Annotated in this window: 20 protein-coding genes; 10 read left to right on the top strand and 10 right to left on the bottom strand. The window is 62.7% G+C overall.

Translation table 11 applies throughout. The features are described from left to right. Positions 1-53: 53 nt before the first annotated feature. Both ACMUVN_RS24555 and glyS read right to left on the bottom strand, forming a co-directional pair. A complete protein-coding gene (locus tag ACMUVN_RS24555; protein ID WP_183904241.1) occupies positions 54-542 on the bottom strand; it encodes a DUF523 domain-containing protein in 489 nt (162 codons plus the stop codon). Between the two features lie 54 nt (positions 543-596). After that, on the bottom strand, positions 597-2,711 hold the full coding sequence (glyS, locus tag ACMUVN_RS24550; protein WP_414815550.1) for a glycine--tRNA ligase subunit beta: 2,115 nt from the start codon (positions 2,709-2,711) through the stop codon (positions 597-599). A 228-nt stretch (positions 2,712-2,939) separates the two neighbouring features. Here glyS and ACMUVN_RS24545 point away from each other — a divergent pair, with 228 nt between their 5' ends. The 5 genes from ACMUVN_RS24545 to ubiA all read left to right on the top strand — a co-directional run bounded on the left by ACMUVN_RS24545 (position 2,940) and on the right by ubiA (position 9,331). Then, entirely contained in the window at positions 2,940-5,249 is a 2,310-nt protein-coding gene (locus ACMUVN_RS24545; RefSeq protein ID WP_047613865.1) for a Tex family protein, read from the top strand. 133 nt (positions 5,250-5,382) lie between these two features. After that, positions 5,383-6,642 carry an SAM-dependent methyltransferase gene (locus ACMUVN_RS24540; protein WP_028756694.1) on the top strand — a complete coding sequence of 420 codons (1,260 nt, stop codon included), beginning with the start codon at positions 5,383-5,385 and terminating at the stop codon, positions 6,640-6,642. 64 nt (positions 6,643-6,706) lie between these two features. Next, positions 6,707-7,288, top strand: coding sequence for a histidine phosphatase family protein (locus ACMUVN_RS24535; protein WP_028756695.1), 582 nt, complete (start codon positions 6,707-6,709; stop codon positions 7,286-7,288). 111 nt (positions 7,289-7,399) lie between these two features. Next, entirely contained in the window at positions 7,400-8,212 is an 813-nt protein-coding gene (locus ACMUVN_RS24530) for a MipA/OmpV family protein (protein ID WP_028756696.1), read from the top strand. A gap of 159 nt (positions 8,213-8,371) precedes the next feature. Beyond that, the gene (gene ubiA, locus ACMUVN_RS24525; protein ID WP_414815549.1) at positions 8,372-9,331 is read left to right on the top strand and encodes a 4-hydroxybenzoate octaprenyltransferase; all 960 of its coding nucleotides are present in this window, start codon (positions 8,372-8,374) and stop codon (positions 9,329-9,331) included. Between the two features lie 95 nt (positions 9,332-9,426). On the opposite strand, the gene ACMUVN_RS24520 is transcribed toward ubiA, so the two are convergent. After that, entirely contained in the window at positions 9,427-9,993 is a 567-nt protein-coding gene (locus ACMUVN_RS24520) for a DUF6101 family protein (protein WP_028756683.1), read from the bottom strand. 301 nt (positions 9,994-10,294) lie between these two features. Between ACMUVN_RS24520 and ACMUVN_RS24515 the strand changes: the two genes are divergently transcribed. Next, positions 10,295-13,624 (top strand): DUF1217 domain-containing protein, encoded by a 3,330-nt coding sequence (locus ACMUVN_RS24515; RefSeq protein WP_414815548.1) that lies wholly within the window; start codon positions 10,295-10,297, stop codon positions 13,622-13,624. Positions 13,625-13,741: 117 nt separating this feature from the next. Here the strand turns inward: ACMUVN_RS24515 and ACMUVN_RS24510 are convergent, their stop codons facing one another. The 3 genes from ACMUVN_RS24510 to ACMUVN_RS24500 form a co-directional block, all read right to left on the bottom strand. Beyond that, on the bottom strand, positions 13,742-15,178 hold the full coding sequence (locus ACMUVN_RS24510; RefSeq protein WP_414815547.1) for an FAD-binding oxidoreductase: 1,437 nt from the start codon (positions 15,176-15,178) through the stop codon (positions 13,742-13,744). A gap of 62 nt (positions 15,179-15,240) precedes the next feature. Then, on the bottom strand, positions 15,241-16,215 hold the full coding sequence (locus ACMUVN_RS24505) for an L-threonylcarbamoyladenylate synthase (protein WP_414815546.1): 975 nt from the start codon (positions 16,213-16,215) through the stop codon (positions 15,241-15,243). 61 nt (positions 16,216-16,276) lie between these two features. Next, positions 16,277-16,885 (bottom strand): DUF6656 family protein, encoded by a 609-nt coding sequence (locus ACMUVN_RS24500; RefSeq protein ID WP_028756679.1) that lies wholly within the window; start codon positions 16,883-16,885, stop codon positions 16,277-16,279. A gap of 430 nt (positions 16,886-17,315) precedes the next feature. Here ACMUVN_RS24500 and ACMUVN_RS24495 point away from each other — a divergent pair, with 430 nt between their 5' ends. Further along, positions 17,316-18,560: an aromatic ring-hydroxylating oxygenase subunit alpha gene (locus ACMUVN_RS24495; RefSeq protein ID WP_028756678.1), complete on the top strand. Its 1,245-nt coding sequence runs from the start codon at positions 17,316-17,318 to the stop codon at positions 18,558-18,560. A gap of 146 nt (positions 18,561-18,706) precedes the next feature. Beyond that, the gene (locus ACMUVN_RS24490; protein WP_028757704.1) at positions 18,707-19,177 is read left to right on the top strand and encodes a BA14K family protein; all 471 of its coding nucleotides are present in this window, start codon (positions 18,707-18,709) and stop codon (positions 19,175-19,177) included. Between the two features lie 295 nt (positions 19,178-19,472). Here ACMUVN_RS24490 and ACMUVN_RS24485 read toward each other — a convergent pair whose 3' ends face one another. Continuing rightward, complete coding sequence (locus ACMUVN_RS24485; RefSeq protein WP_183905856.1) at positions 19,473-20,468, bottom strand: transporter; 996 nt, start codon at positions 20,466-20,468, stop codon at positions 19,473-19,475. Positions 20,469-20,679: 211 nt separating this feature from the next. Between ACMUVN_RS24485 and ACMUVN_RS24480 the strand changes: the two genes are divergently transcribed. Both ACMUVN_RS24480 and ACMUVN_RS24475 read left to right on the top strand, forming a co-directional pair. Further along, positions 20,680-22,458, top strand: a complete 1,779-nt coding sequence (locus ACMUVN_RS24480; protein WP_414815545.1) for an acyl-CoA dehydrogenase — start codon at positions 20,680-20,682, stop codon at positions 22,456-22,458. A 9-nt stretch (positions 22,459-22,467) separates the two neighbouring features. Continuing rightward, a complete protein-coding gene (locus tag ACMUVN_RS24475; protein ID WP_063476442.1) occupies positions 22,468-23,223 on the top strand; it encodes a crotonase/enoyl-CoA hydratase family protein in 756 nt (251 codons plus the stop codon). 20 nt (positions 23,224-23,243) lie between these two features. Here the strand turns inward: ACMUVN_RS24475 and ACMUVN_RS24470 are convergent, their stop codons facing one another. The 3 genes from ACMUVN_RS24470 to ACMUVN_RS24460 are packed head-to-tail and all read right to left on the bottom strand — an operon-like array spanning position 23,244 to position 26,289. Continuing rightward, a complete protein-coding gene (locus tag ACMUVN_RS24470) occupies positions 23,244-24,254 on the bottom strand; it encodes an MBL fold metallo-hydrolase (RefSeq protein ID WP_183905854.1) in 1,011 nt (336 codons plus the stop codon). A gap of 2 nt (positions 24,255-24,256) precedes the next feature. Beyond that, positions 24,257-25,507, bottom strand: coding sequence for a class I SAM-dependent RNA methyltransferase (locus ACMUVN_RS24465; RefSeq protein WP_047615384.1), 1,251 nt, complete (start codon positions 25,505-25,507; stop codon positions 24,257-24,259). Beyond that, positions 25,504-26,289 (bottom strand): TlyA family RNA methyltransferase, encoded by a 786-nt coding sequence (locus ACMUVN_RS24460; RefSeq protein ID WP_244604797.1) that lies wholly within the window; start codon positions 26,287-26,289, stop codon positions 25,504-25,506. The genes ACMUVN_RS24465 and ACMUVN_RS24460 overlap by 4 nt, the downstream gene beginning before the upstream one ends. Positions 26,290-26,311: the final 22 nt, after the last annotated feature.

Genomic DNA, 26,311 nt, shown 5'->3' with positions numbered 1-26,311 from the left:
ATCACCAAATTCTTAGCGGCCGTCGGTTCTCCGGCGGCCGTGCCGTTTGAAGCTCATTGCGCGATACGTTCGATCAGCCGTTCGATCTCCCGATCGGAAAACACCTCGATCCCTTCAGCTTTCAGCGCTGCCGCCGTCACGCCGTTGCCGGCCTGCTTGCGGCCGGAAAAGGTGCCGTCATAGATGAAACCGGATCCGCAGGACGGACTGCCGTCGATGAGCAGCGCATAACGGCAGCCGGCCTGCCTGGCGAGCGCCACGGCATTTTCTGCCGCCAGCAGGAACTCTTCCGTCACATCGGCGCCCGTCAGTTCGACAACCCGCGCCTTGCCGGCCAGCACCTCTTCGCCGGTTGCGGCCTCTGCGATCTCCGCCGGCGACCGCGGCACCGTCATGCCCGCCGAGATCTCCGGACAGATCGTCACCAGCCGGCCCTCGGCCCGCCATGTCTCGATCACCGGATGAAGCAACGGCTTCGCCCGCCCGTCATAGCGGACGGCGTGCCCCATGAGACAGGCGCTGACGAGAATCTTGCTTTGCATGTCTGCTTGAATAGCGCCGTAATGGCGGCAACGCCATCCGGCCGAAGCAGAACATCACCCCGAAATCTTCGAGAAATCCGCAACCGTTCCGGTCGCCTCGCGGATCAACCGCAGCAGGGCGAGACGGTTGGCGCGGATGGCGGCGTCCTCGTCGTTGACGAGCACGTCTTCGAAGAAGCGGTCGACCGGGCCACGCAGCTTGGAAAGCGCTTCCATCGCCGAGCGGAAGTCTTCCCGGGCGACCGCGTCCGAGGCATCCTTCGAGGCGCCTGATATTGCGGCGAACAGCTCTTTCTCGGCATCGAGCGTCAGAAGCGCCAGCGACACGCCATCGGCAATCACAGTGCCCTTCTTTTCCTCGGCGGCGAGCAACTGCGTCGCGCGCTTGGTGCCGGCAAGCAGGTTCTTGCCGTCTTCCGAGGTGATGAAGGCCGTCAGCGCTTCGACGCGGCGCGCAACCATCAACAGGTCGTCGGCATCTGAAGTCAGCACGGCATCGATGAGATCGTGACGGGCGCCCTGATCGCGCAGATAGACCTTGAGACGGTCGTGGAAGAAGGAGAGGAGATCGATATCCTTCGTCGTCGCCAGCAGCGGCAGGCGGATCCTTCGCTCCAAGAGGATCCTGACGACGCCGAGGGCCGCCCGCCGCAGCGCGAACGGGTCCTTCGAACCGGTCGGCTTTTCATCGATCGCCCAGAAGCCGATCAGCGTATCGAGCTTGTCGGCAAGCGCGACCGTGATCGCCACTCTGTCCTCCGGCAAGCGGTCCGACGGACCCTGCGGCTTGTAATGGTCCTCGATCGCTGCGGCAACGGAGGCATCCTCGCCCTGCAGCGCCGCATATTTGCGGCCCATCAAGCCCTGCAGTTCCGGGAATTCGCCGACGGCTTCGGTGCGCAGATCGGCCTTGGCCAGCACGGCGGCGCGATCGACGAGAGCCGGGTCGGCGCCGGTGATGTCGGCCAATTGCTTGGCGAGCGCGCGGATGCGGGCGACACGCGCGCCCTGTGTGCCGAGCTTGGCATGGAAGGTCACGTCAAGCGCATCGAGCTTGGCCATGCGCTGGTCGAGCGGCTTCTTGATGTCGAGGCCGAACGTTGCCGCCGAAGCTGTGAGCGTCTCGAGATCCGGCAGGTTGCCCTGATCGCGTTTCCAGAAATGCAGCGCATCCGAAAGCCGGGCCCGCACGACCTTGCCGTTGCCGTGGACGATTTCCTTGCCGCCGTCGCTTGCCTGGATATTGGAGACGAGGATGAACTTGTTAGAAAGCGTCTCTTCACCCTGTTTGCGGGTGACAAAACACTTCTGGTTGGTCTTGATCGTCAGCCGGATGATTTCCGAGGGGATCGAGAGATAATCCTCCTCGAAGCTGCCCATCAGCACCTGCGGCCATTCGACGAGGCCGGAGACTTCCTCCAGCAGGCCTTCGTCTTCCACCAGCTCCAGCCCGTTGGCAAAGGCGATGTCGCGGGCGTCGTGCAGGATGATGTCCTTGCGGCGTTCGGCATCGAGGATGACCTTGGCCTTTTCCAGGTGCGCCGCATAATCGTCGAAGCGCCGGACGGTGATCGCCTCGGGCGCATGGAAACGATGGCCATAGGTGATGTTGGAAGCGGTGATGCCGTCGATCTCGAAGGGGATGACGGTGGTTTCTTCATGCTCCGGGCCGAAGGTGCAGACGATCGATTGCAGCGGCCGCACCCAGCGCAGCGCGCCGGGCTTGGAGGAAGCCTTGCCCCAGCGCATCGATTTCGGCCAGGGAAAATCGCGGATGATGCCGGGCATAATATCGGTGACGATCTCTTCGGTCGCGCGGCCGGGCCTGGAGATGACCGCGACGTAGAAATCGCCCTTCTTCGGATCGCTCACCACCTGCGCCTCGGAGACCGAGGAAAGGCCGGCGCCGCGCAGAAAACCTTCGATCGCCTTCTCGTTGGCGTCGGTGCGCGGTCCCTTGCGCTCCTCGCGCACATCGGCCGAGCGCGCCGTCAGGCCGTGAATGTCGAGCGCCAGTCGCCGCGGCGTCCAGTATTCGCGCGCGCCCTCATAGGACAGGCCCGCTTCGACAAGCGCATCGGTGACGAGCTTCTTCAGGTCGCCGGCAGCCTTGCGCTGCATGCGGGCCGGAATCTCTTCGGAGCGGAGTTCGAGAAGAAGGTTTGGCATGTCGAATTTCCTTGCCTCCCGCGACCGGGGAGGGATGGCGTGGGCGCCGGGTCAAAACGTTGCTTCTGCTAGCAAAGAATGGCGCATCTGCACAACCGCAAAATCGCCGTCTTTCCGGCATGCTTATCCTGTGGATCGGCGTCTGCCTGATAACTCCAACATTGCCTTGCCGCTTTTCGCCGCTATGGTCCCGCCACCTCAGTCGAAACAGGAAATCCCAGGAACCCCATGGCCGCAGACCTCCGTTTCCTCGCAGCCCGCATCTCCGCCGAAATCAACGCCCGGCCCGACCAGGCCAAAGCCGCCATCGAGCTGCTCGACGAAGGCGCCACCGTGCCCTTCATCGCCCGCTACCGCAAGGAAGTGACGGGCGGGCTCGACGATACGCAGTTGCGCAATCTCGCCGAGCGGCTGGTCTATCTGCGCGAACTCGAAGCCCGGCGCGACGCGATCGTCGAATCGATCACCGGCCAGGGCAAGATGACCGACGAGCTGATGGCCAAGGTCTCAGGCGCCGTAACCAAGGCCGAGCTCGAGGATCTCTATCTCCCCTATAAGCCGAAGCGCCGTACCCGCGCCGAAATCGCCCGCGAACGCGGCCTCGGCCCGCTTGCCGAGGCAATCCTCACTGAGCGTACCAGGGAACCGGCGGTCCTGGCCGAAGGCTTCCTCACAGCAGACGTGGCGGATGTGAAGACGGCGCTCGAAGGCGCGCGCGACATCATCGCCGAAGGCATTGCCGAAAATGCCGACCTGCTCGGCAGATTGCGCGCCCACATGCGCCAGGCCTCGCTGCTGAAGGCGAGGGTCGTCGACGGCAAGCAGGCGACCGGCGAGAAGTTTTCCGATTATTTCGATCATTCCGAACGCTGGGCGACCGCGCCGGGACACCGCGCGCTCGCCATGCTGCGCGGCTGGAACGAGGAGGTGCTGACGCTGACGATCGAGGCCGACGCCGAGACCGCCTCGCCGAACAAGCCGGTCGAACGCATGATCGCGGCCGCCTATGAGATCGGTGCGAGCCGCCCCGGCGATCGCTGGCTGATGGAGGTCGCAAGCTGGACCTGGCGCGTCAAGCTCTCCATGTCGCTGTCGCTCGACCTGATGCGGGAATTGCGCGAAAGAGCCGAAGAGGAGGCGATCCATGTCTTCGCCCGCAATCTCAAGGATCTGCTTTTGGCAGCACCCGCCGGCTCGCGCGCGACGATGGGCCTCGATCCTGGCATCCGCACCGGCGTCAAGGTCGCCGTCGTCGACGGCACCGGCAAGGTGGTGGCGACATCGACCGTCTATCCCTTCCAGCCGAGGAACGACGTGCGCGGCGCTCAGGTCGAGCTCGCATCGCTGATCCGCAAGCACAATGTCGAACTGATCTCGATCGGCAACGGCACCGGCAGCCGCGAAACGGAAAAACTGGTGGCCGATATGCTGGCCGAGTTGCCGGCGCCGAAGCCGACCAAGGTCATCGTCTCGGAAGCCGGCGCCTCGGTCTACTCCGCCTCGGCGACCGCGGCGGCCGAGTTTCCCGATCTCGACGTGTCGCTGCGCGGCGCCGTCTCCATCGCGCGGCGCCTGCAGGATCCGCTGGCCGAACTCGTCAAGATCGAGCCGAAGTCGATCGGCGTCGGCCAGTATCAGCACGACGTCGACCAGCAGAAGCTGTCACGTTCGCTCGATGCCGTGGTGGAAGACGCGGTGAACGCCGTCGGTGTCGATCTCAACACCGCGTCTGCACCGCTGCTGTCGCGCGTTTCCGGCCTCGGCCCGTCGATCGCCGATGCCATCGTTCGCCACCGCGACAGCGAAGGCCGTTTCGAGACGCGAAAGGATCTCCTGAAGGTCGCCCGCCTCGGCGGCCGCACCTTCGAGCAATGCGCCGGTTTCCTGCGCATTCCCAACGGCAAGGAGCCGCTCGATTCCTCCTCGGTGCACCCGGAGGCCTATGGCGTCGCCAAGAAGATCGTCGCCGCCTGTGGCCGCGACCTGCGTGCGCTGATGGGCGACAGCGCCGTGTTGAAATCGGTCGATCCGCGCCAGTTCATCGATGAGAAATTCGGTCTGCCGACGGTCAAAGACATCATCGCCGAGCTGGAAAAACCCGGCCGCGACCCTCGTCCGAGCTTCAAGACCGCGACCTTTGCCGAGGGCGTCAACGAAATCTCCGACCTGAAGCCCGGCATGGTGCTGGAAGGCACGGTGACCAATGTCGCCGCCTTCGGCGCCTTCGTCGATATCGGCGTGCACCAGGATGGTCTGGTGCATGTGTCCCAGCTTGCCGATCGCTTCGTCAAGGATCCCCACGAAGTCGTCAAGGCGGGCGATGTCGTCAAGGTGCGGGTCGTCGAAGTCGACGCGAAGCGCAAGCGCATCGCTCTGTCGATGAAACGCGATGACGGTTCTGCCGCACCGCCGCCGCGTGGTGATTCTCGCGGCAACCAGGGCTCCCGGCCGCAGAACGAGCGCCGGCCGGCGCCTGCCAAGCCGGAGAGCCAGGGCGCCTTCGGCGCGGCACTTGCCGAAGCCATGAAGAGAAAATAAGGGTTTAGCCGGTGTTTCGGCAAAAATGCAACAGTTTGGCAGCGTTCTGAACGGAGTGCTAAATCCGGCGCTTGTAAGGCGAAAGAGAGCTACTAAGTTGATGTGACCATCCTGTCACATTTGCGAGGCGTCCATGGCGTCGGCTTTCCTTTCGATCGTCCAGCAAATCATCCGCAAGGGTTCATTGAAGCTTACCCTTGCCAATGGCGAGACCCACACTATCGGCGACGGCACGGGTGAAACCGTTGTCGCCCGCCTTGCCGATCAGGAGGCCGAGGACGCCATCCGGCGCGACCCGACCATGAAGCTCGGCGAAATGTACATGCAAGGCCGGTTCATTCTCGAACAGGGCAACATCTACGATTTCCTGTCGCTGGTGAAACAGAACACCACCAACGAAATCTTCGATTTCAAGATGGCGGCACTGCTCCTCGGCCGCATCGCCTGGCAGCAGCTGAAGAGCCGCGTGCCGGTCAATCGCAACAAGCACAACGTCGCCCATCACTACGACCTGTCGGCCAAGCTCTTCGATCTTTTCCTCGACGAGGACTGGCAATATTCCTGCGCCTATTTCGAACCGCCGGGCATCGGTCTCGACGAGGCGCAACTCGCCAAGAAACGCCATATCGCCGCCAAGCTTCTGCTTGAACCGAACCAGCGCATCCTGGAGATCGGCTCCGGCTGGGGCGGCATGGGCATGTATCTGACGGAGGCGACCGAAGGCGCCGATTTCACCGGCATTACGCTGAGCGAAGAACAGCTCAAGGTCTCGCGCGCCCGCGCCGAAAAGCGCGGTCTTTCCGATCGCGTGCGTTTCGAGCTGCAGGACTACCGCACCATGACGGGCAGGAAGTTCGACCGCATCGTCTCGGTCGGCATGTTCGAACATGTCGGCATCGGCAATTACGGCAATTTCTTCCGCAAGGTATCAGATCTCCTCGACGATAACGGCGTCATGGTGCTGCATTCGATCGCCCGCCCGAAGCCGAGCTTCGGCACCAATGCCTTCATCGAGAAATATATCTTCCCGGGCGGCTACATCCCTTCGGTCGGCGAGGTGGTGCCGCCGCTCGAAAAGGCCGGGCTGCTGGTCAAGGATATCGAAATCCTGCCGATGCATTATGCCTATACGCTGCGCCATTGGCGCGAGCGTTTCGTGGCGCGCAAGGCCGAAGCGGTGGCGCTTTACGACGAGCAGTTCTTCCGCATGTGGGAATTCTACCTGGCGGGTTCCGAAATGGGTTTCCGCTGGGACGAGCTCTTCATTCTGCAGATCCAGCTCGCCAAGAACCAGTTCGCCGTTCCCGACAACCGCAGTTACATCGCGCGCAACGAGGCCAAGCTGAAGGAATTCGAGGCGAGGCGTGCGCCGCTTGAGAAGGTGGCGTTCTGATCCCGAAGTGCCGTGGCCCGCAGGACCTTCGTCGAGGGACCGGCTATCATGAAAGGACGTGCGGATGAGCAGTGCGTTTCCCGAGATCTACCTGGTCCGCCACGGTGAAACCGAATGGAGCCTGTCCGGGCGCCATACCGGACGCAGCGATATTCCCCTGACGGCGAATGGCGAGGAGGCTGCCCGCAAACTCGCCGGCCGGCTGGCGGGCCTCTCCTTCTCCGCCGTCTGGTCGAGCCCGTCCGCGCGGGCCCGCAAGACCTGCATGCTCGCCGGATTCGGCTCGGGCGCGGTGATCAAGGAGGAACTCGCCGAATGGGACTACGGCGCCTATGAAGGCATCACGACCAAGGCGATCCTTGCCGACCGCCCCGGCTGGCAACTGTTTCGCGACGGTTGCCCGAATGGCGAATTCGCCGCCGATGTCGGCGCCCGCGCAGACGCCGTCATCCATGCGCTTCGCGAAGCGGCAAGCACCATCCTGATCTTCTCGAGCTCGCATTTCTTGCGCGTGCTCGCCGCCCGCTGGCTCGGCCTGCCGCCGGAAGGTGGGGCGTATTTCTCTCTCGATACGACCAGCATCAGCGTGCTCGGCTATGAGCACGACCTGACGGAACCGGTCATCCGCCGCTGGAACCAGCGCTAGTGTACGATCGCCTCCCTCGTTGCCGTGGTTAACATTGGGGTAACGAGATCCGGATAAATGGAGTGAGCGCCGCCTCCGCGGCTTTTGTTTTGCGTTTTCTGGAGTGCGGACGTGTTTCATCGATCAGTCGTATCGATCTCTTTGGCCATTGCCCTTTTTTCTTTTGGTTCGGCAGCCGCGCAGGAAAGCGGCCAGCATTTCTGGTCCGGCGACTGGTATCTGAGCGTCGGCGTTGCCGGCTTCTCCGCGCCGAAATTCGAAGGCTCGTCGCATAATGAATTCAAATTCAGCCCGCTGATCTCGGTCGGCCGCCAGGGCGCCGGGCCGCGCTTTTCTTCGCGCAACGACAATCCTTCCTTCGCCCTCATCGACAAGGGCGCCTTCCGCGCCGGTATCGTCGGCAGGTTCGTCCCGTCGCGCGATGACGGCGACGGCAACGAGCTGAAGGGCATGAAGAAGGTCAAATGGGGCGCCGAAGCCGGTGGTTTTGTCGAAGTCTACCCGACCGATTTCCTGCGCGCCCGTGCCGAAGTCCGCCAGGGCATCCGCGCGCATGACGGCGTCGTCGCCGATCTCGCCGTCGATGCCTTCACCGATATCGCGCCCGACCTGCAGCTATCAGGCGGTCCGCGCGCGACCTTCGCCACCAGCGGCTATTACGACGCCTATTACGGCGTCAACGCCAGGCAGGCGGCGGCAAGCGGGCTTGATCCCTATAAACCCTCGTCGGGCATCCAGTCCTATGGCGCCGGCACGGCGCTCACCTGGAAGGCGACGGAAAACCTCCAGGCAAGTTCCTTCCTCGAATATAAGCGGCTGGCCGGTCCCGCCGCCGACAGCAGCCTCGTGCGCGAACGCGGCTCGAAGAACCAGCTGCTGATCGGCGTTTCAGCGACCTACAAGTTCAATTTCTCTCTGCAGTGAGGGACGGCACTGCGCGTCGTTCAGGCGCGCAACGACGCCGTAACGCTTTGAATCGCCGCATAATTTCACCCCCGGATCGATTCCGGTCGAGGGAATGGCGAGCAGCGGCGCAATGATCGCTTCTTGACCGGATCGGCGGCCCGCCGCTAGATGAGCGGCATGCACGATACTGGCGACTTCCACGACCGCGTTTCCGACGCACCTTCCGATAACTGGGTCTACCGGATCCTGCCGGCATGGCTCTGGCCCTATGCGCAGCTTGCGCGCTGGGACCGCCCGATCGGCTGGCAGCTCTTGATGTGGCCGTGCTTCTGGTCGGCGACCCTTGCCGCCAATGCGGCGATCGGCGAGGGGATCTACTCCGGCAGCGTGCTGGTGTCTCACCTGTTTCTGTATTTCATCGGCGCGGTCGCCATGCGCGGCGCCGGCTGCACCTATAATGATCTCGTCGACCACGAGATCGACATGGAAGTGGCGCGCACGCGGTCGCGTCCGCTCCCCTCCGGCCGCGTCACCCGCCGCCGGGCGAAGATCTTCATCGGCCTGCAGGCGCTGGTCGGCCTCTTCGTGCTCTTGCAGTTCAACTGGTTTACCGTTTTTCTCGGCGTGCTCTCGCTTGGCATCGTGGCGCTTTATCCCTTCGCCAAACGTTTCACCGACTGGCCGCAATTCTACCTGGGACTTGCCTTTTCCTGGGGCGCATTGATGGGCTGGGCCGGCATATCAGGCGGTCTCTCCTTCGCTGCCGTCCTGCTTTATGCCGCCTCCGTCGCCTGGACGATCGGTTACGACACGATCTATGCGCATCAGGATAAGGAGGATGACGAGCTGATCGGCGTCCGCTCCACCGCGCGGCTGTTCGGCGACAGGACGCGGCAATGGCTGATCGGCCTTTATGGGCTGACGCTGGTGCTGATGTTCATCGCTTTTCTGCTCGCCGACGCCAATCTCATCGCGTTTCTGGCTTTGCTCGGCGCCGCCGGCATGTTCGCCTGGCAGATCGTCCGGCTCGATATCGACGATGCCGCCCAATGCCTGGCGCTCTTCAAATCGAACAACCGCGTCGGCCTGATCATCTTCTTCGGCCTCTTCGTCTCGCTGCTCTTCGCCATTCCCTGAATGGGACGATGCATGAAACGATAAACCCGGCGCGGGCGCCGGGTTTCAAAATGGTTCCGAAGCGACGTTCCCGAATGGAATTGTCGCGTTTTTGTTCAGTTGCGGGCGATGATTTCCTTACCTTCGATCTTCATCGCGACACCCAGCCGGCCGGTGGTGCGGCGCACGAGGAAGCGCGGGCGGCGATTGGCGAAGTAGGAATGACGGCGGCGGGGCTTGATGTCGCTGGTGCGCAAGGCGCCAATATGCTCTTCGAGCGGACGCGCGACGCCGTCGGCTTCGACCATCAGCATCGGGATGCGGAAGGCTTCGGACCAGTTGCGCCAGTCGGCGGCGATGTCGCTGAGATCATGGGCGACGAGCAGCGGAATGCAGAGCTCCGGATCGGCGTGGTGAAGCTCGAGCGTCACGGTGACTTCGCCGTCGCCATGGTCGATGGCGCGGGCGGCGACACCCTGGAAGACGCGCTTCGGCAGCGCAATCGAGAGCGGCAGGCCGCTGGAGGGCAGGACCTTGCGCAGGACCGCGCCGCGTTCGTCTATCGTGATACTGACGTCATCCGAACAATCATGGATGGCATAGCTGACCTGCTGGGGAAAGCGGGACGGATCGAGGCGTAACGTCGTGCCAGCCCAGGCGGGCTTCATAACGGGATTGTTCATTTCATTCTACCCTTGTCTTACCTGAGAGCCGATTTCCGGTCTTCTCCTTGGGACTTTTCGTCCTCTATGGCCGACAATAGGCACCCGCCCTTCCGTACAGCTTAAAAATTGCGGTTAAGAAAACTTTGCCTCCTCTGATGGTTATCAAAACCGAATCCGGCAAGGTTTCCGGAAGGTGAACGGTGCGATGTCCTGAAACGATGCATCCAGAGGTAAGCCTCAGGTAAGCTTTCCATGGCAAAATGTGCTCACCAGCAGTTCGTCGTTCTTTTAGAAATTTTGGGTGAAAAGGGCGCTTTTCATGATCTCGGCTTCCCTCGCATATACGATCCTGTCGCGGGATATGACGTCCAGCCTCAACAAGGTTGCGTCGCAGGCGACGGTCAAGAAGGATGCTCAGTACTACGCCGACCATATCAACAAGGTCGAAAACGTCGACGACTTCCTCGGCGACTACAAGCTCTACAGCTATGCGATGAAGGCCTATGGTCTCGAGGACATGACCTATGCCAAGGCCTTCATGAAGAAGGTGCTCGAAAGCGATCTCACCGACCCCGACAGCTACGCCAACAAGCTTTCCGATACGCGTTACCGCGAGTTCGCCGCCGCCTTCAATTTCAACGCGCCGGCCAAGGATGTGCAGACGGACGCACAGGAAGACGACCTGATCGGCCTCTACAAGCAGTCCTTCATCGATGCCGACAAGGCCGCGGCCGCCGAGAGCACCTATTACAGCAACAATATCGATAGCGTGCAGAGCGTCGACGACCTTGTTAACAACACCCGGCTGCGCACCTATGTGCTGAAGACCTTCAACATCGATCCGACCTACGCGTCGACGACTTTTCTGCGGCAGGTGCTGACGAGCGATCTCAGCGACCCCACGAGCGTCGTCAACACCCAAGGCGGCGACAAGTACAAGGCGCTTGCCGCCCAGTTCAGCTTCAATGCCGACGGCACCGTCAACGGCACGGCGCAGACCGCCGCGCAAAAGGCCTCGGTCATCGAGTCCTACACCCTGAATTCCCAATCCGTCATCATCGACAATTCGGTCGGCTCGGATGTCTATTACGTCGGTCAGACGGCGGCGGACTACAACAAGGCCTATTACACGGCGAAGATCGGCACGATCACCAATGTCGACGATCTGGTCGCCGACAAGCGCCTGACTTCCTACATCACGACGGCCTACAGCATGGGCGCCGACTTCACCGCGGCCGCGCTGCGCACGGTGCTGACCGATCCCAGTTATGCACAGCTGATGGGCTTTACCAATGTCTACAATGCTTTCAACTTCAAGGCTGACGGGTCGGCCTCGAGCACGGCGCGCGTCCAGTCGGTCGATCAGTCAAACAATCTGAAGGCGGCCGCATCGAGCACGACCAACTATTATTCCGTCACATCGCAGTCGAGCAGCATCACCAATGTCGACGCCCTGCTGGCCGATAGTGTGCTGGCGCGCTACATCAAGGATGCCTACGGTCTCGGCACGAGTTTCAGCAATGCCGACCTGAAGAACATCCTGACCGATTCCACCTATGCCGCGGCCCAGGGCCATGCCGATCTCAATGCCGACTTCAACTTCCAGGCGGACGGCTCGATCAACGGTTCCGTGATCCAGACTGCGGCGCAGCGGAAATCGACCACCGACAAGTCGGCGGCGAATGCAGCGCACTTCAACAGCATGATCGGCAGCGTCACCAATGTCGACGACATCATGTCGGATGCGGTTTCGGTCAGCTATCTCAGAAACAGCATGCAGATCGCAGACAGCGTCTCCGACGCGACGTTGAGGACTTTCCTCGTCGACCGCACGGCTGCCAGCGCCCAGGGCTACAGCGACGTTCACGACCTCTTCAATTTCAAATCGGACGGTTCGATCGCGACCCTTTACGCCTCGCAGACGGCGACGCAAAGCGCCAGCACCACCAGCAAGGCCGACAATGGGGCAGTCTACTACCAGTCGACCATCGCCGGCATCTCGAACGTCGACCAGTTGCTGACCGACCAGAAGCTGAACAATTTCGTGCGCAACGCCTACGGCATCCCGTCGACGGTCAACGATGTCGCTCTTCGCGCTATCCTGACCGATCAGAGCGGCACCGGCACCTATGCCGACGTTGCCGCCGCCTTCAATTTCAAGGCGGACGGCACGCTCGAGGACGGCATGGCTGCGCAGACGGCGTCCCAGATCAGCAGCACGAAATTTGCCGCCTCGGCGCGCACGGATGATTATTCCGCCAGGATGTCGACGATCAGCAATGTCGATGAGCTGCTTGCCGACAGCGCCATCACCAATTTCCTGAAGAGCACCTACAATCTGCCGTTCAATATTTCGGACGCCGATCTGAAGAGCATCCTGACCGATGCGACGGCCGCTGCCGCAGCCGGCCATGCCGATCTCAATGCCGACTTCAATTTCGCTGCCGACGGCTCGCTTCCTGTCGCCACCTCGGCCCAGACGGCCGATCAGGCACAGACCACCAACGACAATTATGCGGCGCGCTACGACGACGAACGCGACGAGGCGATCGACGAGGTCCTATCCAACTACCAGAAGCTTATGGCCGACAGCAGCAGCCTGCTGAATTTCTCCGACGTCACCAGCGTCAATGATTTCCTGCGCAGCAATTCGTCGGCCGATTTCAGCAAGGGCAACGACAACCTGCCGGATCTCTTCCACGTGGCGCTGCAGGCCTTCGGTCTGACCGACCAGGAGGTCTCGCGCTCGATGATGCGCAAGATCCTGACGAGCGATGCCTACGACCCGAATGGCTATGTCGCCTCGCTCAAGGATGAACGCATCACCAACCTTGCCCGCGCCTTCAATTTTGGCCCCGACGGCAAGGCGGCATCACCCTTCCAGGCACTGCCCGACGCGACCATGGCCAAATACGCCACCGACTACAGATCGCATATCACCATGCTGATGAAGGACGGTCCGGTGAAGGACAAGGCGGCGAAGGACGCGACGGCTGAGGTCGACTATTTCGCCAAGGGCATGGCGAAGGTGAAGTCGCTCGACGATTTCCTCGACGACAGCCGCCTGACCGACCTGGTGCTGAAAGCGAACAATCTTGACCCGAAGGATTACGACAAGGCGACGCTGAAGAAGATCTTCACCTCCGATCCCGACGACAAGAAGAGCTATCTCAACGCCACCGCCGATGCTCGTTTCAAGGACATCGTCGCCGCCTTCAACTTCGACAAGGACGGCAATCTGACCCGTGCCAAGATGGGCACCATCCAGAACAAGGCGGCCGAGGAGCACACCCAGGAGCTCTATGTCCAGCAGACGATGGAAACCCAGGAGGGCGAATCCAACGACGGCGTTCGCCTGGCGCTCTATTTCAGCCGCAAGGCCCCGAGCATCACCTCGATCTATTCGATCCTCGGCGACAAGGCGCTCTATCAGGTCATCACCACGGCCTACAGCCTGCCGTCGCAGATTTCGGGCATGGACGTCACCAAGCAGGCCGATCTCATCAACCGCTTCGTCAAGCTCGAGGATCTCCAGGATCCGAAGAAGGTCGACAAGCTGCTGCGGCGGTTCACCGCTATGTACGACGTCCAGAACGCCACCCAGCAGTCGCCGGCACTGCAGATCCTGACCGGCGGCGGCACGCAGTAAATCTAAGGTAATTTCAGGAAAGCGGGCAGTGGCGCAAATGGCTGCCCCTCACCCTAACCTTACCGGGGTCGACCCCGGTCGGTGGCGGCAGCCGGATGAGGGCCGGTCTCGCCGACCTCACGGCTCGAGGCTGACGACCTTGTCCGGGTTCATGATATTGGCGGGGTCGAAGGCGCGCTTGATGCGGCGCATCAGCTCGATTTCGATCACTGGGCGGATTGCCGCCAGTTCGTCGCGCTTCAGCTGACCGATGCCGTGCTCGGCCGAGATCGAGCCGCCATGGGCAAGCACCAGCCCATGCACGATATGGTTCATTTCGCGCCAGCGGGCGATGAAGGCGGCCTTGTCGGCGCCGACCGGCTGGGAAATATTGTAATGGATATTGCCGTCGCCCATATGGCCGAAGGCGCAGATGCGGGCGCCCGGCATCGCCGCCATCACCGCCTCTGCGGCCTCGGCCATGAAATGCGGGATCCTCGACACCGGCACGGAGACATCGTGCTTGATCGACCCGCCTTCCGGCTTCTGGGCATCCGACATGCTCTCGCGCATGTGCCAGATCGCCTTCTGCTGCGCCAGGGAGGCGGCGATTGCGGCATCCAGCACCAGCCCGGCCCCAAACCCCTGTTCCAGCACGCCGTTCATCATCCGCTCCGCCGTCTCGGCCGAGTCCGAGGTCGAAATGTCGATGAGCACGTACCAGGGATAGGCGGCATCCAGCGGATCGCGCACGCCGTCGATATGGCGCGTGGTGATCTCGACGCCGAAACGCGGCATCAGCTCGAAACCGGTGAGCGAGGTGCCGCAGAGGCTGGAGGCCAGGTTGAAGAGGGCAAGCGCATCCTCGACCGAATTCAGGCCGGCAAACGCCACCTGATGGCCGAGCGGCTGCGGGAAGAGCTTCAGCACGGCGCCGGTGATGATGCCGAGCGTGCCTTCGGCGCCGATGAAGAGATCGCGCAGATCGTAGCCGGTATTGTCCTTCTTCAGGCGGCGCAAGCCGTCCCAGATTTCGCCGGTCGGCAGCACCACTTCGAGGCCGAGGCAGAGCTGCCGCATATTGCCATAGGCAAGCACGGCCGTGCCGCCGGCATTGGTGGATAGATTGCCGCCGATGCGGCAGGAGCCCTCGGAGCCGAGCGACAGCGGAAACAGCCGCCCATGCGCCTCGGCTGCCTTCTGCACCTCGGCCAGGATGGCGCCGCCATCGGCCACCAGCACGTTCGCCACCGGATCGACATCGCGGATCCTGTTCATGCGATCGAGCGACAGGATGATATCGCACTTGCCGGCACGCGGCGTCTGGCCGCCGACGAGGCCGGTATTGCCCGTCTGCGGCACGATCGCCGTTCCGGTCTCGGTCGCAAGCTTCATGATATCAGAGACTTCCTCGACCGAGCCCGGCTTCAGGAGGAGAGGGGAGGAGCCGCGATAGAGCCCGCGGTTTTCGATCAGATGCGGCGCCAGATCGGCCTCGCCGCGAAGCGCGTATTTTTCGCCGACGATGGCGACGAAGCGGTCGAGCAGTTCGGTGGAAATGCTGGGGCTGCTCATCGGGCTCGATCCTCCATTCTCAAGGCGACCGCAAAGCGGTCGTCCGGGCCAATCCAGGTCTTTCAGTCGCGGGGTGCGGCTGCCCGCTGCAGGCGGTCGTTGATCGCTTCGCCGAGCCCCTCTTCGGGAATCGGCGAAAAGGCGATGCTCGATGCCCCGCTGGCATCGGCCCGCTTCATGTAGTCGAAAAGATTGGCCGCCGCCTCGGCGAGATCGCCGCGCGGGCTGAGGTCAAGGACGATCCGCGCGCCGTTGGCGCCGGAGACCGCCGCGCTGCCGAAGGCGATCAGCGCTTCGCCGGGTTCCACCGTCGTCGCATTGAGGCGCACCGAAGCGCCCGGCGCGTAATGCGAGGCGAGCATGCCTGGCGCCTCGATTGCCGCCGAGGCCGTTTTCGCACGCAGCAGCGGCTGGCCCGCGACGCGCTCGATCTCGCGCGCCGCCAGTCCACCCGGTCGAAGCAGCCGCAGCCGGCCGCCCTCTGCCTTGACGATCGTCGATTCGACGCCGACGGCACTTGGGCCTGCATCGAGGATCAACGGGATCCGCGCGCCGAGATCGGCGTCGACATGGGCGGCACTCGTGGCGCTGATCCCGCCCGACGTATTGGCGCTGGGCGCTGCGAGCGGCCGTCCGAAGGCGGCGATCAACGCGCCGGCAAACCCTTCCGGCACACGGACGCCGACGCTGTCGAGCCCGGCGGTCGCCAGCGAATGGATCGGACTATCAGGCTTCAGCGGCAGCACCAGCGTCAGCGGCCCGGGCCAGAAGGCCGCAGCGAGTGCCCGCGAGAGCGGGTCGAATTCGGCATGTTCTTCGGCCATTGCCAGATTGGCCATATGGCAGATCAGCGGGTTGAAACGCGGCCGTCCCTTTGTCTCGTAGATGTGGGTGATGGCGACAGGATTGGTGGCGTCGGCTGCAAGGCCGTAGACGGTCTCGGTCGGGATGGCGATGGCAAAGCCGTCGGCAAGAGCGGCTGAGGCCGCTTCGATCGCTGCCTGCCTGTCTGCCTTTATGTCGATTATGCGCGCCATGTCCTGCCCATAAATTAGCCCCGGCAGTCATTAGGCTTTCCGTCGGCGGCGATCAATCGCCTTATAGCTGCCGGATGATTTCACGCAGCTGTTCGTTGCGGGCGCCGAGCAGGAGGATGTTGCGGATCGCTGCCTGCGGATCATGGGTACGGAAGAGCAAGCCGTTGCCGCGCACCGACCGGTCGATGGTCATCTTTTCCGTGGAGTTCTCGCCCGGTTTGATGGCGACGGCGAAATACATGCGGGAATAGCCGACATCGATGCGCTCGAAGAAATTGTCGTTCTCGCCGATGTCGGAATAGAAATTGGCGATGTAGAAAGCCCAGCTCACGTCCTCGTAATGGGCGAATTTCGTCCGCGAGGCGGTGACGTGGCAATAGCCGAGATGCGGGCTGTCCTCCAGCGTCCGGTGGAAGATCATCTTCGGAAACTGGATCGAGTGGTGAAAGCCGTTGATGTGCTGATGCGTCTTCTCGCCGGCAACCTGCAGCTTGCGCGCGGTCTTTGCTGCGACCTCATCATGGGTGAGATAGCGCTTTTCCTCTGCCAGCCAGTGGCGCCGGTCGCGGGGGATGCGGCCGGTGCGCAGGAATTCGGAATGCGCGGCAATCAGCTGCGGCTCCTGCGATCTGCTCGCATCTTTCGCGTCGAAATAACGGAGTTTGGCCATGGTTCGCGTTCTTCGGTCGGTCGGTAATCGTTAGAAGGATAAGACGGTATGCTTAAGGCGATGTTAAAAATGAGCCGGTGGCCGGCCGGCTGACCGGCAGGCGCCGGCAGATGTCGCAAACGCGACGGCGATCGATGTCAGGCAGCCGACCTCTTGCGTGACGGCTCTTTACGCCATGTCGCAATTGAGGATAATTGCCCGGAGAGTCGGACGATGAGAGTCGGGCGATGTGATCGACCGGGATGAGCCGCTTCAAGCCTTGCCGCATCCTGTCGTCAATTTCGAAGCCGATGTCGCATTACAACCAAGCGGCAACCATGCTCGGTGATTAAATGGCGCCATGAACAATTCTCCCGAAGGAGAAGGAAGCGGGCGCGCTTCCGCCAGCCCTCTGTTCGAGGGTGGCAACCGGGTGCACGAGGACATGAAGATGGATATTCGCAGCAACGTTTTGCGTCAGCTCAAGAGCCGCCGTGAGGGCTTCAGCCTCGAACAGCCGTTCTACATAGACGAGGATTATTTCCAGCTCGACATGGAGATGATCTATTATCGCGACTGGCTGTTCATCGGCCATGATTGCGAACTGCCGAAGCCGGGCGCCTATTTCACCGTCCAGATCGGCAGCTATCCCGTCGTCATCGTCCGCGGCAAAGACAATGTCATCCGCGCCTTCCACAACAGCTGTCGCCATCGCGGCTCGCGCGTCTGCACCAAGGAGCACGGCTCCTCCGTGCGGCTCGTCTGCCCCTACCATCAGTGGACCTATGATCTCGAAGGCAAGCTCGCCTTCGCCCGCCACATGGGCGATGATTTCGACAAGACCGGCTTCAATCTGAAACCCGTCCATTGCGAAGTCGTCGCAGGCTATGTCTTCATCTGCCTTGCCAACACCGCCCCGGATTTCCAGCCGGTGCGCGACAAGATCGAACCCTATGTCGCGCCGCACCGGATCAGCGAGAGCAAGGTCGCCTTCCAGAGCACGATCATCGAGAAGGGCAACTGGAAGCTCGTCTGGGAAAACAACCGCGAGTGCTATCACTGCGCCGCCAATCATCCCGAACTCTGCCGCACCTATCCCGAAGCCCCGAGTGTCACCGGCACGGATGGCGGCGCCGACGATCCGGAGATCGCCGGCCATTGGGCGCGCTGCGAGGCTGCCGGCCTGCCGAGCAAGTTCCAGATTTCGCCGGACGGCCAGTTCCGCACCGCCCGCATGCCGCTGATCGAAGATGCCGAAAGCTACACCATGTCGGGCAAGCGCGCCGTCAAGCGCCCGCTCGCCGACGATATCTCGATCAGCCATATCGGCACCATGCTGCTCTTCCACTACCCGACGACCTGGAACCACCTGCTCGGTGACCACGCCATCTCCTTCCGCGTGCTGCCGCTCAGCGCCAACGAGACGGCGGTGACGACCAAGTGGCTCGTCCACAAGGACGCCGTCGAAGGCGTGGATTACAATCTAGAGGAACTGACCCACGTCTGGACCGAGACCAACGACCAGGATCGCCGGATCGTCGAGGAAAACGCCTTCGGCATTCACTCGCCCGCCTATGAGCCCGGCCCCTATTCGTCGCTGCATGAAGGCGGCGTCATGCAGTTCCTCGAATGGTATTCGAACTTCATGGTGAACCGTCTGCAGGGCGACCAGGCGAAAATCTCGGCCGTTGCCTGAACGCACACTGGCTGAGCCGGGCGGTTAATGTCCGGTTCAGTTCGGATTCTCTAAAAGGAAGCTGCCGGTCCCGGCGGCTTTTGGAACCATTCAGGGGCAAAAGCGTTGCTAGGCAGGCGGTGCTCGCTGTTGAATGGGAGAAAACAATGATCGGGCTGAGAAACAAGATTGCAACCGCAGTTCTGGCCGCCGCCGTCGTTCTGACGGGCTTTGCGCCGTCGCAGGCCATCCAGATGCCGACCGCTCCGCAGGTGGAAAAATCCTCGGCGGTCGAGGACGTCCAGTACCGCCGTTATTATCGCCGCGATTATTACCGGCCCGGCTATCGCCCCGGCGCCTATTACCGGCCCGGCTACTACGGCGGCTATCGCGGATATTCCTATTATCGCCCGGGCTATCGCCATTATAACGGCTACTGGTATCCGCTCGCCGCCTTCGGCGCCGGCGCAGTCATCGGCGGCGCCATCGTCGCCCAGCCGCGTTACGTCGAGCCCGCGCCCCGCATGGGTTCAAGCCACGTCGCCTGGTGCGCCAACCGCTATAGGTCCTATCGCGCCTACGACAATACGTTCCAGCCCTATAACGGCCCGCGCCAGCAGTGCTATTCGCCGTATTGAGGCAGGAAGCGCGCCGCGCTTTCGATCGCTCCGTGTCAATGCGGTGTGATGTGGTAGTCGTAACACCGCGCCATTCGCTGCATCGGCGGCGAGTTTGGCTGGAGCGTTCCCCCACCCTCCGTCATCCTCGGCCTTGAGCCGAGGATCCGTGCCCGCTGCTGATGGAGGCCCACATGGATCCTCGGGTGAGGCCCGAGGATGACGGAGGGTGGGGCGAGCTCTGTGGCAAGTTCCGCGACGTGTGATGGATAGCGAACCCAAGCTTCCCCCGCCAGTCACGCCAAACGCTTCCGCCTCAAAGAATATCCACCCGCCGCAGCAGCCACCAGGCAAACGCAATGGACGCGACGATCAGGGCGACGGCGTATTCGGTGCCGTAGTCGCCGACGGCGAAGGGCAGGTTGGCGGTGTTCATGCCGAAGAAACCGGTCACCAGGGTCGGCGGCAGCAGGAAGGCCGTCATGATCGACAGCAGATAGAGGTGGCGATTGGTTTCGGAGGATTGTTTCGAATCGATTTCTTCGTGCAGCAGGCGCGCCCGGTCCTGCAGCGCATAGATATCGTGGTCTACCGTTTCCAGCCGGCTGGTCAGGCGCCGCGCCACATCGTCGAAGCCGAAGGGCATCTCGTCGTCGTCGGCCGCCGCCGCACGGCGCATCAGCGCCAGCACCGTGCGCAGATGCCGATGCAGCCTGACCACGGTTCGCCGCACAGGCGCTAAGCGCCGGCGTTCGTCGCGCGGCGCGTTGTCGTAGACGATATCCTCGATCTGGTTCAGCTCTTCGGTGAGTTCGATGACGATCGTAATCAGCGTGCGCTGGAATTCGATCACCAGCAGTTCGAACAGATCGACCGGCCGCGAAAATTTGCCCGGGTTCTTCTCGATCAGCGCCCGCGCCCGTTCGACGCTGCGCAGCGGCTGCAGCCGCGTGGTGATGATGAAGCGATCGGACATGGCGAAATGCAGCCAGCCGAGATTGTTGGTGTCCTGGGCGAAATCGCGCTGGCAATCGACGAGCGTGCCATAGAGCATCTGCTCGTCGACGGTGATGGCCGCATGCGTATCCCGCGTCGTCAGCGCCGATTTCGCATCCTCCGTCAACCCGTCCAGGGTTTCGAGCAAGGCCGGCACCCGGGCGTCGACGAGGTTGAGGTGCAGCCAGTAGAAACAGTTGTCGGCGGCCAGTTCCGCCACCGTCGCACTATTGTTTAGTCGCACCGCGGTCTTTTCGTCGGGCGAGAAACGATAGGCCCAGACGAAACCGGGTATGGTGACGGGCAATGTATCCATTGGTCGCCGATCCTTTGCGAAGGCGATATCGTTCTTTAAAGTGTCTTCATGACGTTCATTTGCGCAAGGGTGCAAGAGCCAAGCGCCATGTTCAGGCAAACTATCACATGGCAGCCAAAGAAATCGAAATTGACGTTTACGTAAAAATCAATTAGCCCTTGCCTCGGAGGGGCTTTGCTGGGGTGCGAGGCCGTCTGCGGAGGAAAAGAGCATGTACAAGGCGCCCGTCGAGGAAATCGCGTTCACGTTGAAGCACGTAGCGGGCATGGGCGAGGCGATGTCACAAGGGCTGCTCGGTGATCTCGGCGAGGATCTCGTCGACGCCATCCTGGCCGAGGCGGGACGTTTTGCCACAGAGGAAGTGGCGCCTCTCGCCGACATCGGAGACCGCCAGGGCGCCCGTCTGGAGGGCGGCGAAGTCCGGCTGCCGGATGGCTGGCGCGATCTCTATCGCAATTGGATCGCCGGCGGCTGGAACGGACTGACCGCCCCCGAGGCGTTTGGCGGCCAGGCGCTGCCGCATATGCTGAATGTCGCGGCGCTGGAAATGTGGAACTCCGGCTCCATGGCCTTTGCGCTCGCCCCGACGCTGACGATGGGCGCCATCGAGGCGGTCAGCACCCATGGCAGCGCTGCGCTGAAAGACAAATATCTGGAGAAGATGGTGTCAGGCGAATGGACCGGCACCATGAACCTGACCGAGCCGCATGCCGGCTCCGATCTCGGCGTGCTGAAAGCCCGCGCCGAACGCCGCGATGACGGCAGCTACCGTCTGTTCGGCCAGAAGATCTTCATCACCTGGGGCGAACATGACGCAGCCGACAACATCATCCATCTGGTGCTGGCCCGGTTGCCGGACGCGCCGGCCGGCACGCGCGGCATCTCGCTCTTCCTGGTGCCGAAATTCCTGGTCAACGACGACGGATCGCTTGGGCCCCGCAACGATCTCTTCTGCCATTCGCTCGAGCACAAGCTCGGCATCCATGGTTCGCCGACCTGCACGATGATCTACGGCGACGGAAAATTCGGCAGTGAAAAAGGCGCTGTCGGATGGCTGGTCGGCGAGGAGAACAAGGGACTGGCCTGCATGTTCACGATGATGAACAACGCCCGCCTTGCCGTCGGCATGCAGGGCGTGGCGATCTCGGAGGCCGCCACCCAGAAAGCAGTCGCCTATGCCAGGGAACGCACCCAGGGCAGGGCGCCGGGTTCAACCAGCGCCGGCATGAGCCCGATCGTCGAACATCCCGATGTCGCCCGCATGCTTCTGACCATGAAGGCGCTGACCCAAGGGGCACGCGCCATCTCCTATGCCTGCGCTCACGCGATCGACATGTCCCATCGCGCCGGTGACGATCGTCGCCACTGGCAGGAGCGCGCCGCTTTGCTGACGCCGATCGCCAAATCCTTTTCGACCGATGCCGGCGTCGACGTCGCCTCGCTCGGCATTCAGGTGCATGGCGGCATGGGCTTCATCGAGGAGACAGGCGCGGCGCGGTATCTCCGCGATGCCCGCATCGCCCCGATCTATGAGGGTACCAACGGCATCCAGGCGATCGACCTCGTCACCCGCAAGCTGCCGCTCTCCGGCGGCGAGCAGGTGAACGGCTTCGTCACCGAGCTTCAGCAGATCGCCGATAGCGTCCGCGGCTCCAATCTCGATGGTTTCGGCGAGACTGCCGTAAGGCTCGATGCCGCGATCGTCGATCTCGAACAGACGACCGCCTGGCTGATGAAGGCGCTTGCCGAGGAGAGAGCCGCCGAGGCGCTCTCGGGCGCAACGCCCTATCAGCGCCTCTTCGGCCTCGTGCTCACCGGCTGTTACCTCGCCAAGGGCGCTCTCGCCGAGGCCGCCGATGGCGCAGGTGAGGGCCGCATCGCGCTCTGCCGCTTCTCTGCCGAAAACCTGCTCGCCGAGACCGCAGCCCTTCGCGACCGGGTCGTCAATGGCGCGGCAAGCCTTGCCGCCGCCCGCATCCTGCTTGCCTGAGGAGACCCCATGACCGACCACATCATCGTCGAGCAGCCTTCCGCCTATCCCGGCGTCCAGTCCATCCGCTTCAACCGGCCGGAAAAGAAGAACGCCATCACCCGCCCCATGTACCGCATCATGGCCGATGCTTTGAATGCGGCCAATGCCGATCCCGGCATCCGCGCCACCGCCTTGCTCGGCACCGAAGGCTGCTTCTCGGCCGGCAACGACCTGAACGATTTTCTCGCTGCCGCAATGGGCGGCCGCGGCCTGGAGCAGGAGATCCTCGATTTCCTCTATGCGCTGGTGAATGCCGAAAAACCCGTCGTTTCCGGCGTCGATGGTCTGGCGGTCGGCATCGGCACGACGATCCATCTCCATTGCGACCTGACCGTCGCCTCCAGCCGCAGCCAGTTCCGCACGCCCTTCGTCGATCTGGCGCTGGTGCCGGAGGCCGGTTCCAGCCTCGTCGCGCCGCGGCTGATGGGACATCAGCGCGCCTTCGCCATGCTGGCCGCCGGCGAAGCATTTTCGGCCGAGGAGGCAAGGCAAGCCGGTCTGGTCTGGAAGGTTGTCGAACCAGGCGAGGTCGATTCACTGACGCTTGGCCTGGCTGCCAAACTCGCGGCCAAGCCGCCGGAGGCGCTGCGCATCGCCCGCGATCTTATTCGCGGCGATCGTGGCGAGATCATCGCCCGGATTGACGAAGAGGCCCGCTATTTCTCCGCGCGGCTGAAAAGCGCCGAGGCCCGGGCGGCCTTCGAAGCCTTCATGCGCCGCTAAACGTCGCCTGACATCGTTTTTCAGGCAGCCGGCACATTGAATACTTCGCCGGCCCTGAGCGGCCGAAACCGTTCGGGGGGAATATCATGCTCGCTCATTGCGTCTTGCAACGCTCTTGCCGGCGCGTCGACCGCTTCATTTGTCAGTTGGAACGTGGCGAAGTGATGCCCGGCCACATAGGCCGCATTTGCTAACTTCATCCCCATCACCGCCTCCCGCGGATTCTGGTGCTGCCCTTTCATGAACCAGCGCGGCTCATATGCGCCGAAGGGTAAAATAGCCAAGCGAAAGCTGCCATGTTTCCGCTGTGCCGCTTTGTAATTGATGCCGTGGTGAAAGCCCGTATCTCCGACGTGATAAATTTTTCCGGCTGGAGTCGACAAAACGAATGACGCCCAGAGTGCCATCCGGCGATCGGTGGTTCCGCGCGCGGACCAATGGTGTGCCGGCTCTGCATCAATGCTTATTCCGGCGTGGGAAATGTGCTCGCCCCAGTCCATCGATGTCGTCTGTATATCGGGCACGGCACGGCGAATGATCGTGTCATTGCCGAGTGGCGTCACGACACGCGGCCGATGCTTCGCACCCAACCGCCTGAGCGTTGCGATATCGAGATGATCATAGTGATTGTGCGATACCAGCACGAGATCGATTGGCGGCAAATCATCGAACGCGATGCCTGGTGGGACGACGCGCTTGGGTCCGGCAAAAGCGAAGGGACTTGCGCGTTCCGACCACACCGGGTCGGTGAGGATATTGAGCCCGGCGACCTGCACGAGCAGTGTTGCATGACCAACCATGGTCACCCTTAGATCCTCGCCGTCCACGCATGGATCCGGCTTGGCCGCCGGGTACGGACTTGGGACCGATTGCGGCCAACGCTGACGGCCACCGCCGAATTGCCAGCGCAGCAGATCGCGGAAACCAAGGGGCTCGATGCCGTCGGGATTGAAGAAATGCGTGCCGTCGAAATGATCGGACACCGGGCCGTTATAGTAGGGGTTGCGCCTTTTGGTCTTTCCGACAGGCACGCCTATTTCTCCAGTGTCGCCACCACCTCGACATGCGAGGTCCAGAGGAACTGGTCGATCGGCGTTACGCCAGTGATCCGGTAGCCGCCCTCGACGAGGATCGCGAGGTCGCGCGCCAGCGTCAGCGGATTGCAGCTGACGGCCGCGATCTTCTTCACGCCTGAGCGGGCAAGTTCCTTGCACTGGAATTCGGCGCCGGCGCGCGGCGGATCGAAGACGACGGCGTCAAAGGGCTTGAACTCCTGCGTCATCAGGGGACGGCGGAAGAGATCGCGCTTTTCGACGCTGACCGGCTTCAGCCCCTGGGTGTTGCGGGCGGCGTGATCGAGGGCTGCGAGCGCCTTTGCCTCGGCTTCGACGGCATGCACGCGGCCGATCCGCGCCAGCTGCAGCGAAAACGTGCCGGCGCCGGCAAACAGATCGGCGATCCGTTTCGCCTTGCCCACATGAGCGAGCACCAGCTCCGCCATCGCCTGTTCCGCCGGCTTCGTTGCCTGGGTGAAACCGCCCGGCGGCGGCGCAACCTGGATGCCGCCGAAATCGACCAGCGGCTTCGACGGCTCGATGAGGATTTCGCCGTTCAGCGAAACGCGGGCGATGCCGCGCAGGCTGAGCACCGTCTCCACCGCCTTGCGCCGCTGCGGGTCGGAGAGTTTCTTCACCTCGTCGACCGAGATATCGAGGCCGGAAAGCGTTTCGAGCACGGAGATCCGGAAGGGCTCGGCATTGGTCGCCAGCGATGCGGCAATCGCCCTGATCGCCGGCAGTCGGGCGATGATCCCTGCCGACGAGATCGGACACTCCTCGATCGCGACGATATGATGGCTTTCGGCCTGGTTGAAGCCGATCAGCATGTCCTTCTCGGTCTTGCGTGCCGCAAACACCACGCGCCGCCGTTCGCCAGGGCGGGCCGGAACGATCTCGCCGACCTCGGGTGTCAGCCCTTTCGATTTCAGCGCGTCGATGACCAGCTGGCGCTTGAAGGCGCGGTAGGGGGCATCTGCCAGGTGCTGCAGCGTGCAGCCGCCGCAGGTGCCGTTCAGGCCATCCGGGCCGAAATGCCGGCAGGGCGGCTCCTGCCGGTCGGGCGAGGGCGTGGTGATCGACATGATCGTGCCCTGGCTCTTGACGCGGGCGATCGCCACCGTTTCCCCGGGCAGGGAGAAGGGTACATAGACAGGTCCGCCGGCATTGCTGGCGATGCCGTCGCCCTGGGCGCCGAGTTTTTCGATCGTGACGGTTTCGGTGCTCACGGTTTCAATCCTGCCAGAAGGAATTCCTGATTGCCGTCGCCGCCGGAAATCGGGGAGGGGATGAGGCCGAGGCTGTTCCAGCCCATGTCCTCGATGAACCAGCGCTGCAGTTCGGCAGCGACGGCGGGCGCCGAGGCGGGATCCTTCAGCAGTCCGCCCTTGCCGATCGCCTCGCGCCCTGCCTCGAACTGCGGCTTGACCAGCAGCACGGCGATAGCACCCGGCTCGGCGATCTCCAGCGCCGGCGCCAGCGCCAGCTTCAGCGAGATGAAGGAGACGTCGGAAACGATGAAGGTGGCGGGATGGCCGATATCATCTGCCGTCAGGTTGCGGGCGTTGAGGCCTTCCTTGCTGGTCACGCGCGGGTCGCCTGATATGCGCGGATGCATCTGCCCATGGCCGACATCGATCGCGGTGACATGGACGGCGCCCCTTTGCAGCAGCACCTCGGTGAAGCCGCCGGTGGAAGCGCCGATATCGAGACAGTGATGACCAGCGGGATCGAGCCGGAAATGCTCGAGCGCGGCGGCAAGCTTCAGCGCGGCGCGCGAGACATAGTCCTGCGCCGGATCGTCGATCTCGATGACGGCATGCTCGCCGAACAGCGCGCCGGCTTTGGTTACCACCTGGCCGCCGATCCTGACGGTGCCGCGCTGGACGGCGTCGCGGGCGCGCGAGCGGCTGGCGAAAAGGCCGCGGGAGACGAGAAGCTGGTCGAGACGTTGACTGTTTTGATCGGACATCGGCTGTGAATGACCGGCAAAGCCGCCGGTTGCAAGCATTTTGTTCCCAAGAGTGTCATTG

The organism is Rhizobium sp. IY2 (assembly GCF_047532935.1).
Classification (GTDB): domain Bacteria; phylum Pseudomonadota; class Alphaproteobacteria; order Rhizobiales; family Rhizobiaceae; genus Rhizobium; species Rhizobium anhuiense.
This window is presented reverse-complemented; position numbering and strand designations above follow the sequence as displayed.

What these genes read in the sequence shown, in the direction of transcription:
- ACMUVN_RS24555 (WP_183904241.1), bottom strand. Translation starts at nt 542, where the DNA reads ATGCAAAGCAAGATTCTCGTCAGCGCCTGTCTCATGGGGCACGCCGTC.
- glyS (WP_414815550.1), bottom strand. Translation starts at nt 2,711, where the DNA reads ATGCCAAACCTTCTTCTCGAACTCCGCTCCGAAGAGATTCCGGCCCGC.
- ACMUVN_RS24545 (WP_047613865.1), top strand. Translation starts at nt 2,940, where the DNA reads ATGGCCGCAGACCTCCGTTTCCTCGCAGCCCGCATCTCCGCCGAAATC.
- ACMUVN_RS24540 (WP_028756694.1), top strand. Translation starts at nt 5,383, where the DNA reads ATGGCGTCGGCTTTCCTTTCGATCGTCCAGCAAATCATCCGCAAGGGT.
- ACMUVN_RS24535 (WP_028756695.1), top strand. Translation starts at nt 6,707, where the DNA reads ATGAGCAGTGCGTTTCCCGAGATCTACCTGGTCCGCCACGGTGAAACC.
- ubiA (WP_414815549.1), top strand. Translation starts at nt 8,372, where the DNA reads ATGCACGATACTGGCGACTTCCACGACCGCGTTTCCGACGCACCTTCC.
- ACMUVN_RS24520 (WP_028756683.1), bottom strand. Translation starts at nt 9,993, where the DNA reads ATGAACAATCCCGTTATGAAGCCCGCCTGGGCTGGCACGACGTTACGC.
- ACMUVN_RS24515 (WP_414815548.1), top strand. Translation starts at nt 10,295, where the DNA reads ATGATCTCGGCTTCCCTCGCATATACGATCCTGTCGCGGGATATGACG.
- ACMUVN_RS24510 (WP_414815547.1), bottom strand. Translation starts at nt 15,178, where the DNA reads ATGAGCAGCCCCAGCATTTCCACCGAACTGCTCGACCGCTTCGTCGCC.
- ACMUVN_RS24505 (WP_414815546.1), bottom strand. Translation starts at nt 16,215, where the DNA reads ATGGCGCGCATAATCGACATAAAGGCAGACAGGCAGGCAGCGATCGAA.
- ACMUVN_RS24500 (WP_028756679.1), bottom strand. Translation starts at nt 16,885, where the DNA reads ATGGCCAAACTCCGTTATTTCGACGCGAAAGATGCGAGCAGATCGCAG.
- ACMUVN_RS24495 (WP_028756678.1), top strand. Translation starts at nt 17,316, where the DNA reads ATGGATATTCGCAGCAACGTTTTGCGTCAGCTCAAGAGCCGCCGTGAG.
- ACMUVN_RS24490 (WP_028757704.1), top strand. Translation starts at nt 18,707, where the DNA reads ATGATCGGGCTGAGAAACAAGATTGCAACCGCAGTTCTGGCCGCCGCC.
- ACMUVN_RS24485 (WP_183905856.1), bottom strand. Translation starts at nt 20,468, where the DNA reads ATGGATACATTGCCCGTCACCATACCCGGTTTCGTCTGGGCCTATCGT.
- ACMUVN_RS24480 (WP_414815545.1), top strand. Translation starts at nt 20,680, where the DNA reads ATGTACAAGGCGCCCGTCGAGGAAATCGCGTTCACGTTGAAGCACGTA.
- ACMUVN_RS24475 (WP_063476442.1), top strand. Translation starts at nt 22,468, where the DNA reads ATGACCGACCACATCATCGTCGAGCAGCCTTCCGCCTATCCCGGCGTC.
- ACMUVN_RS24460 (WP_244604797.1), bottom strand. Translation starts at nt 26,289, where the DNA reads ATGCTTGCAACCGGCGGCTTTGCCGGTCATTCACAGCCGATGTCCGAT.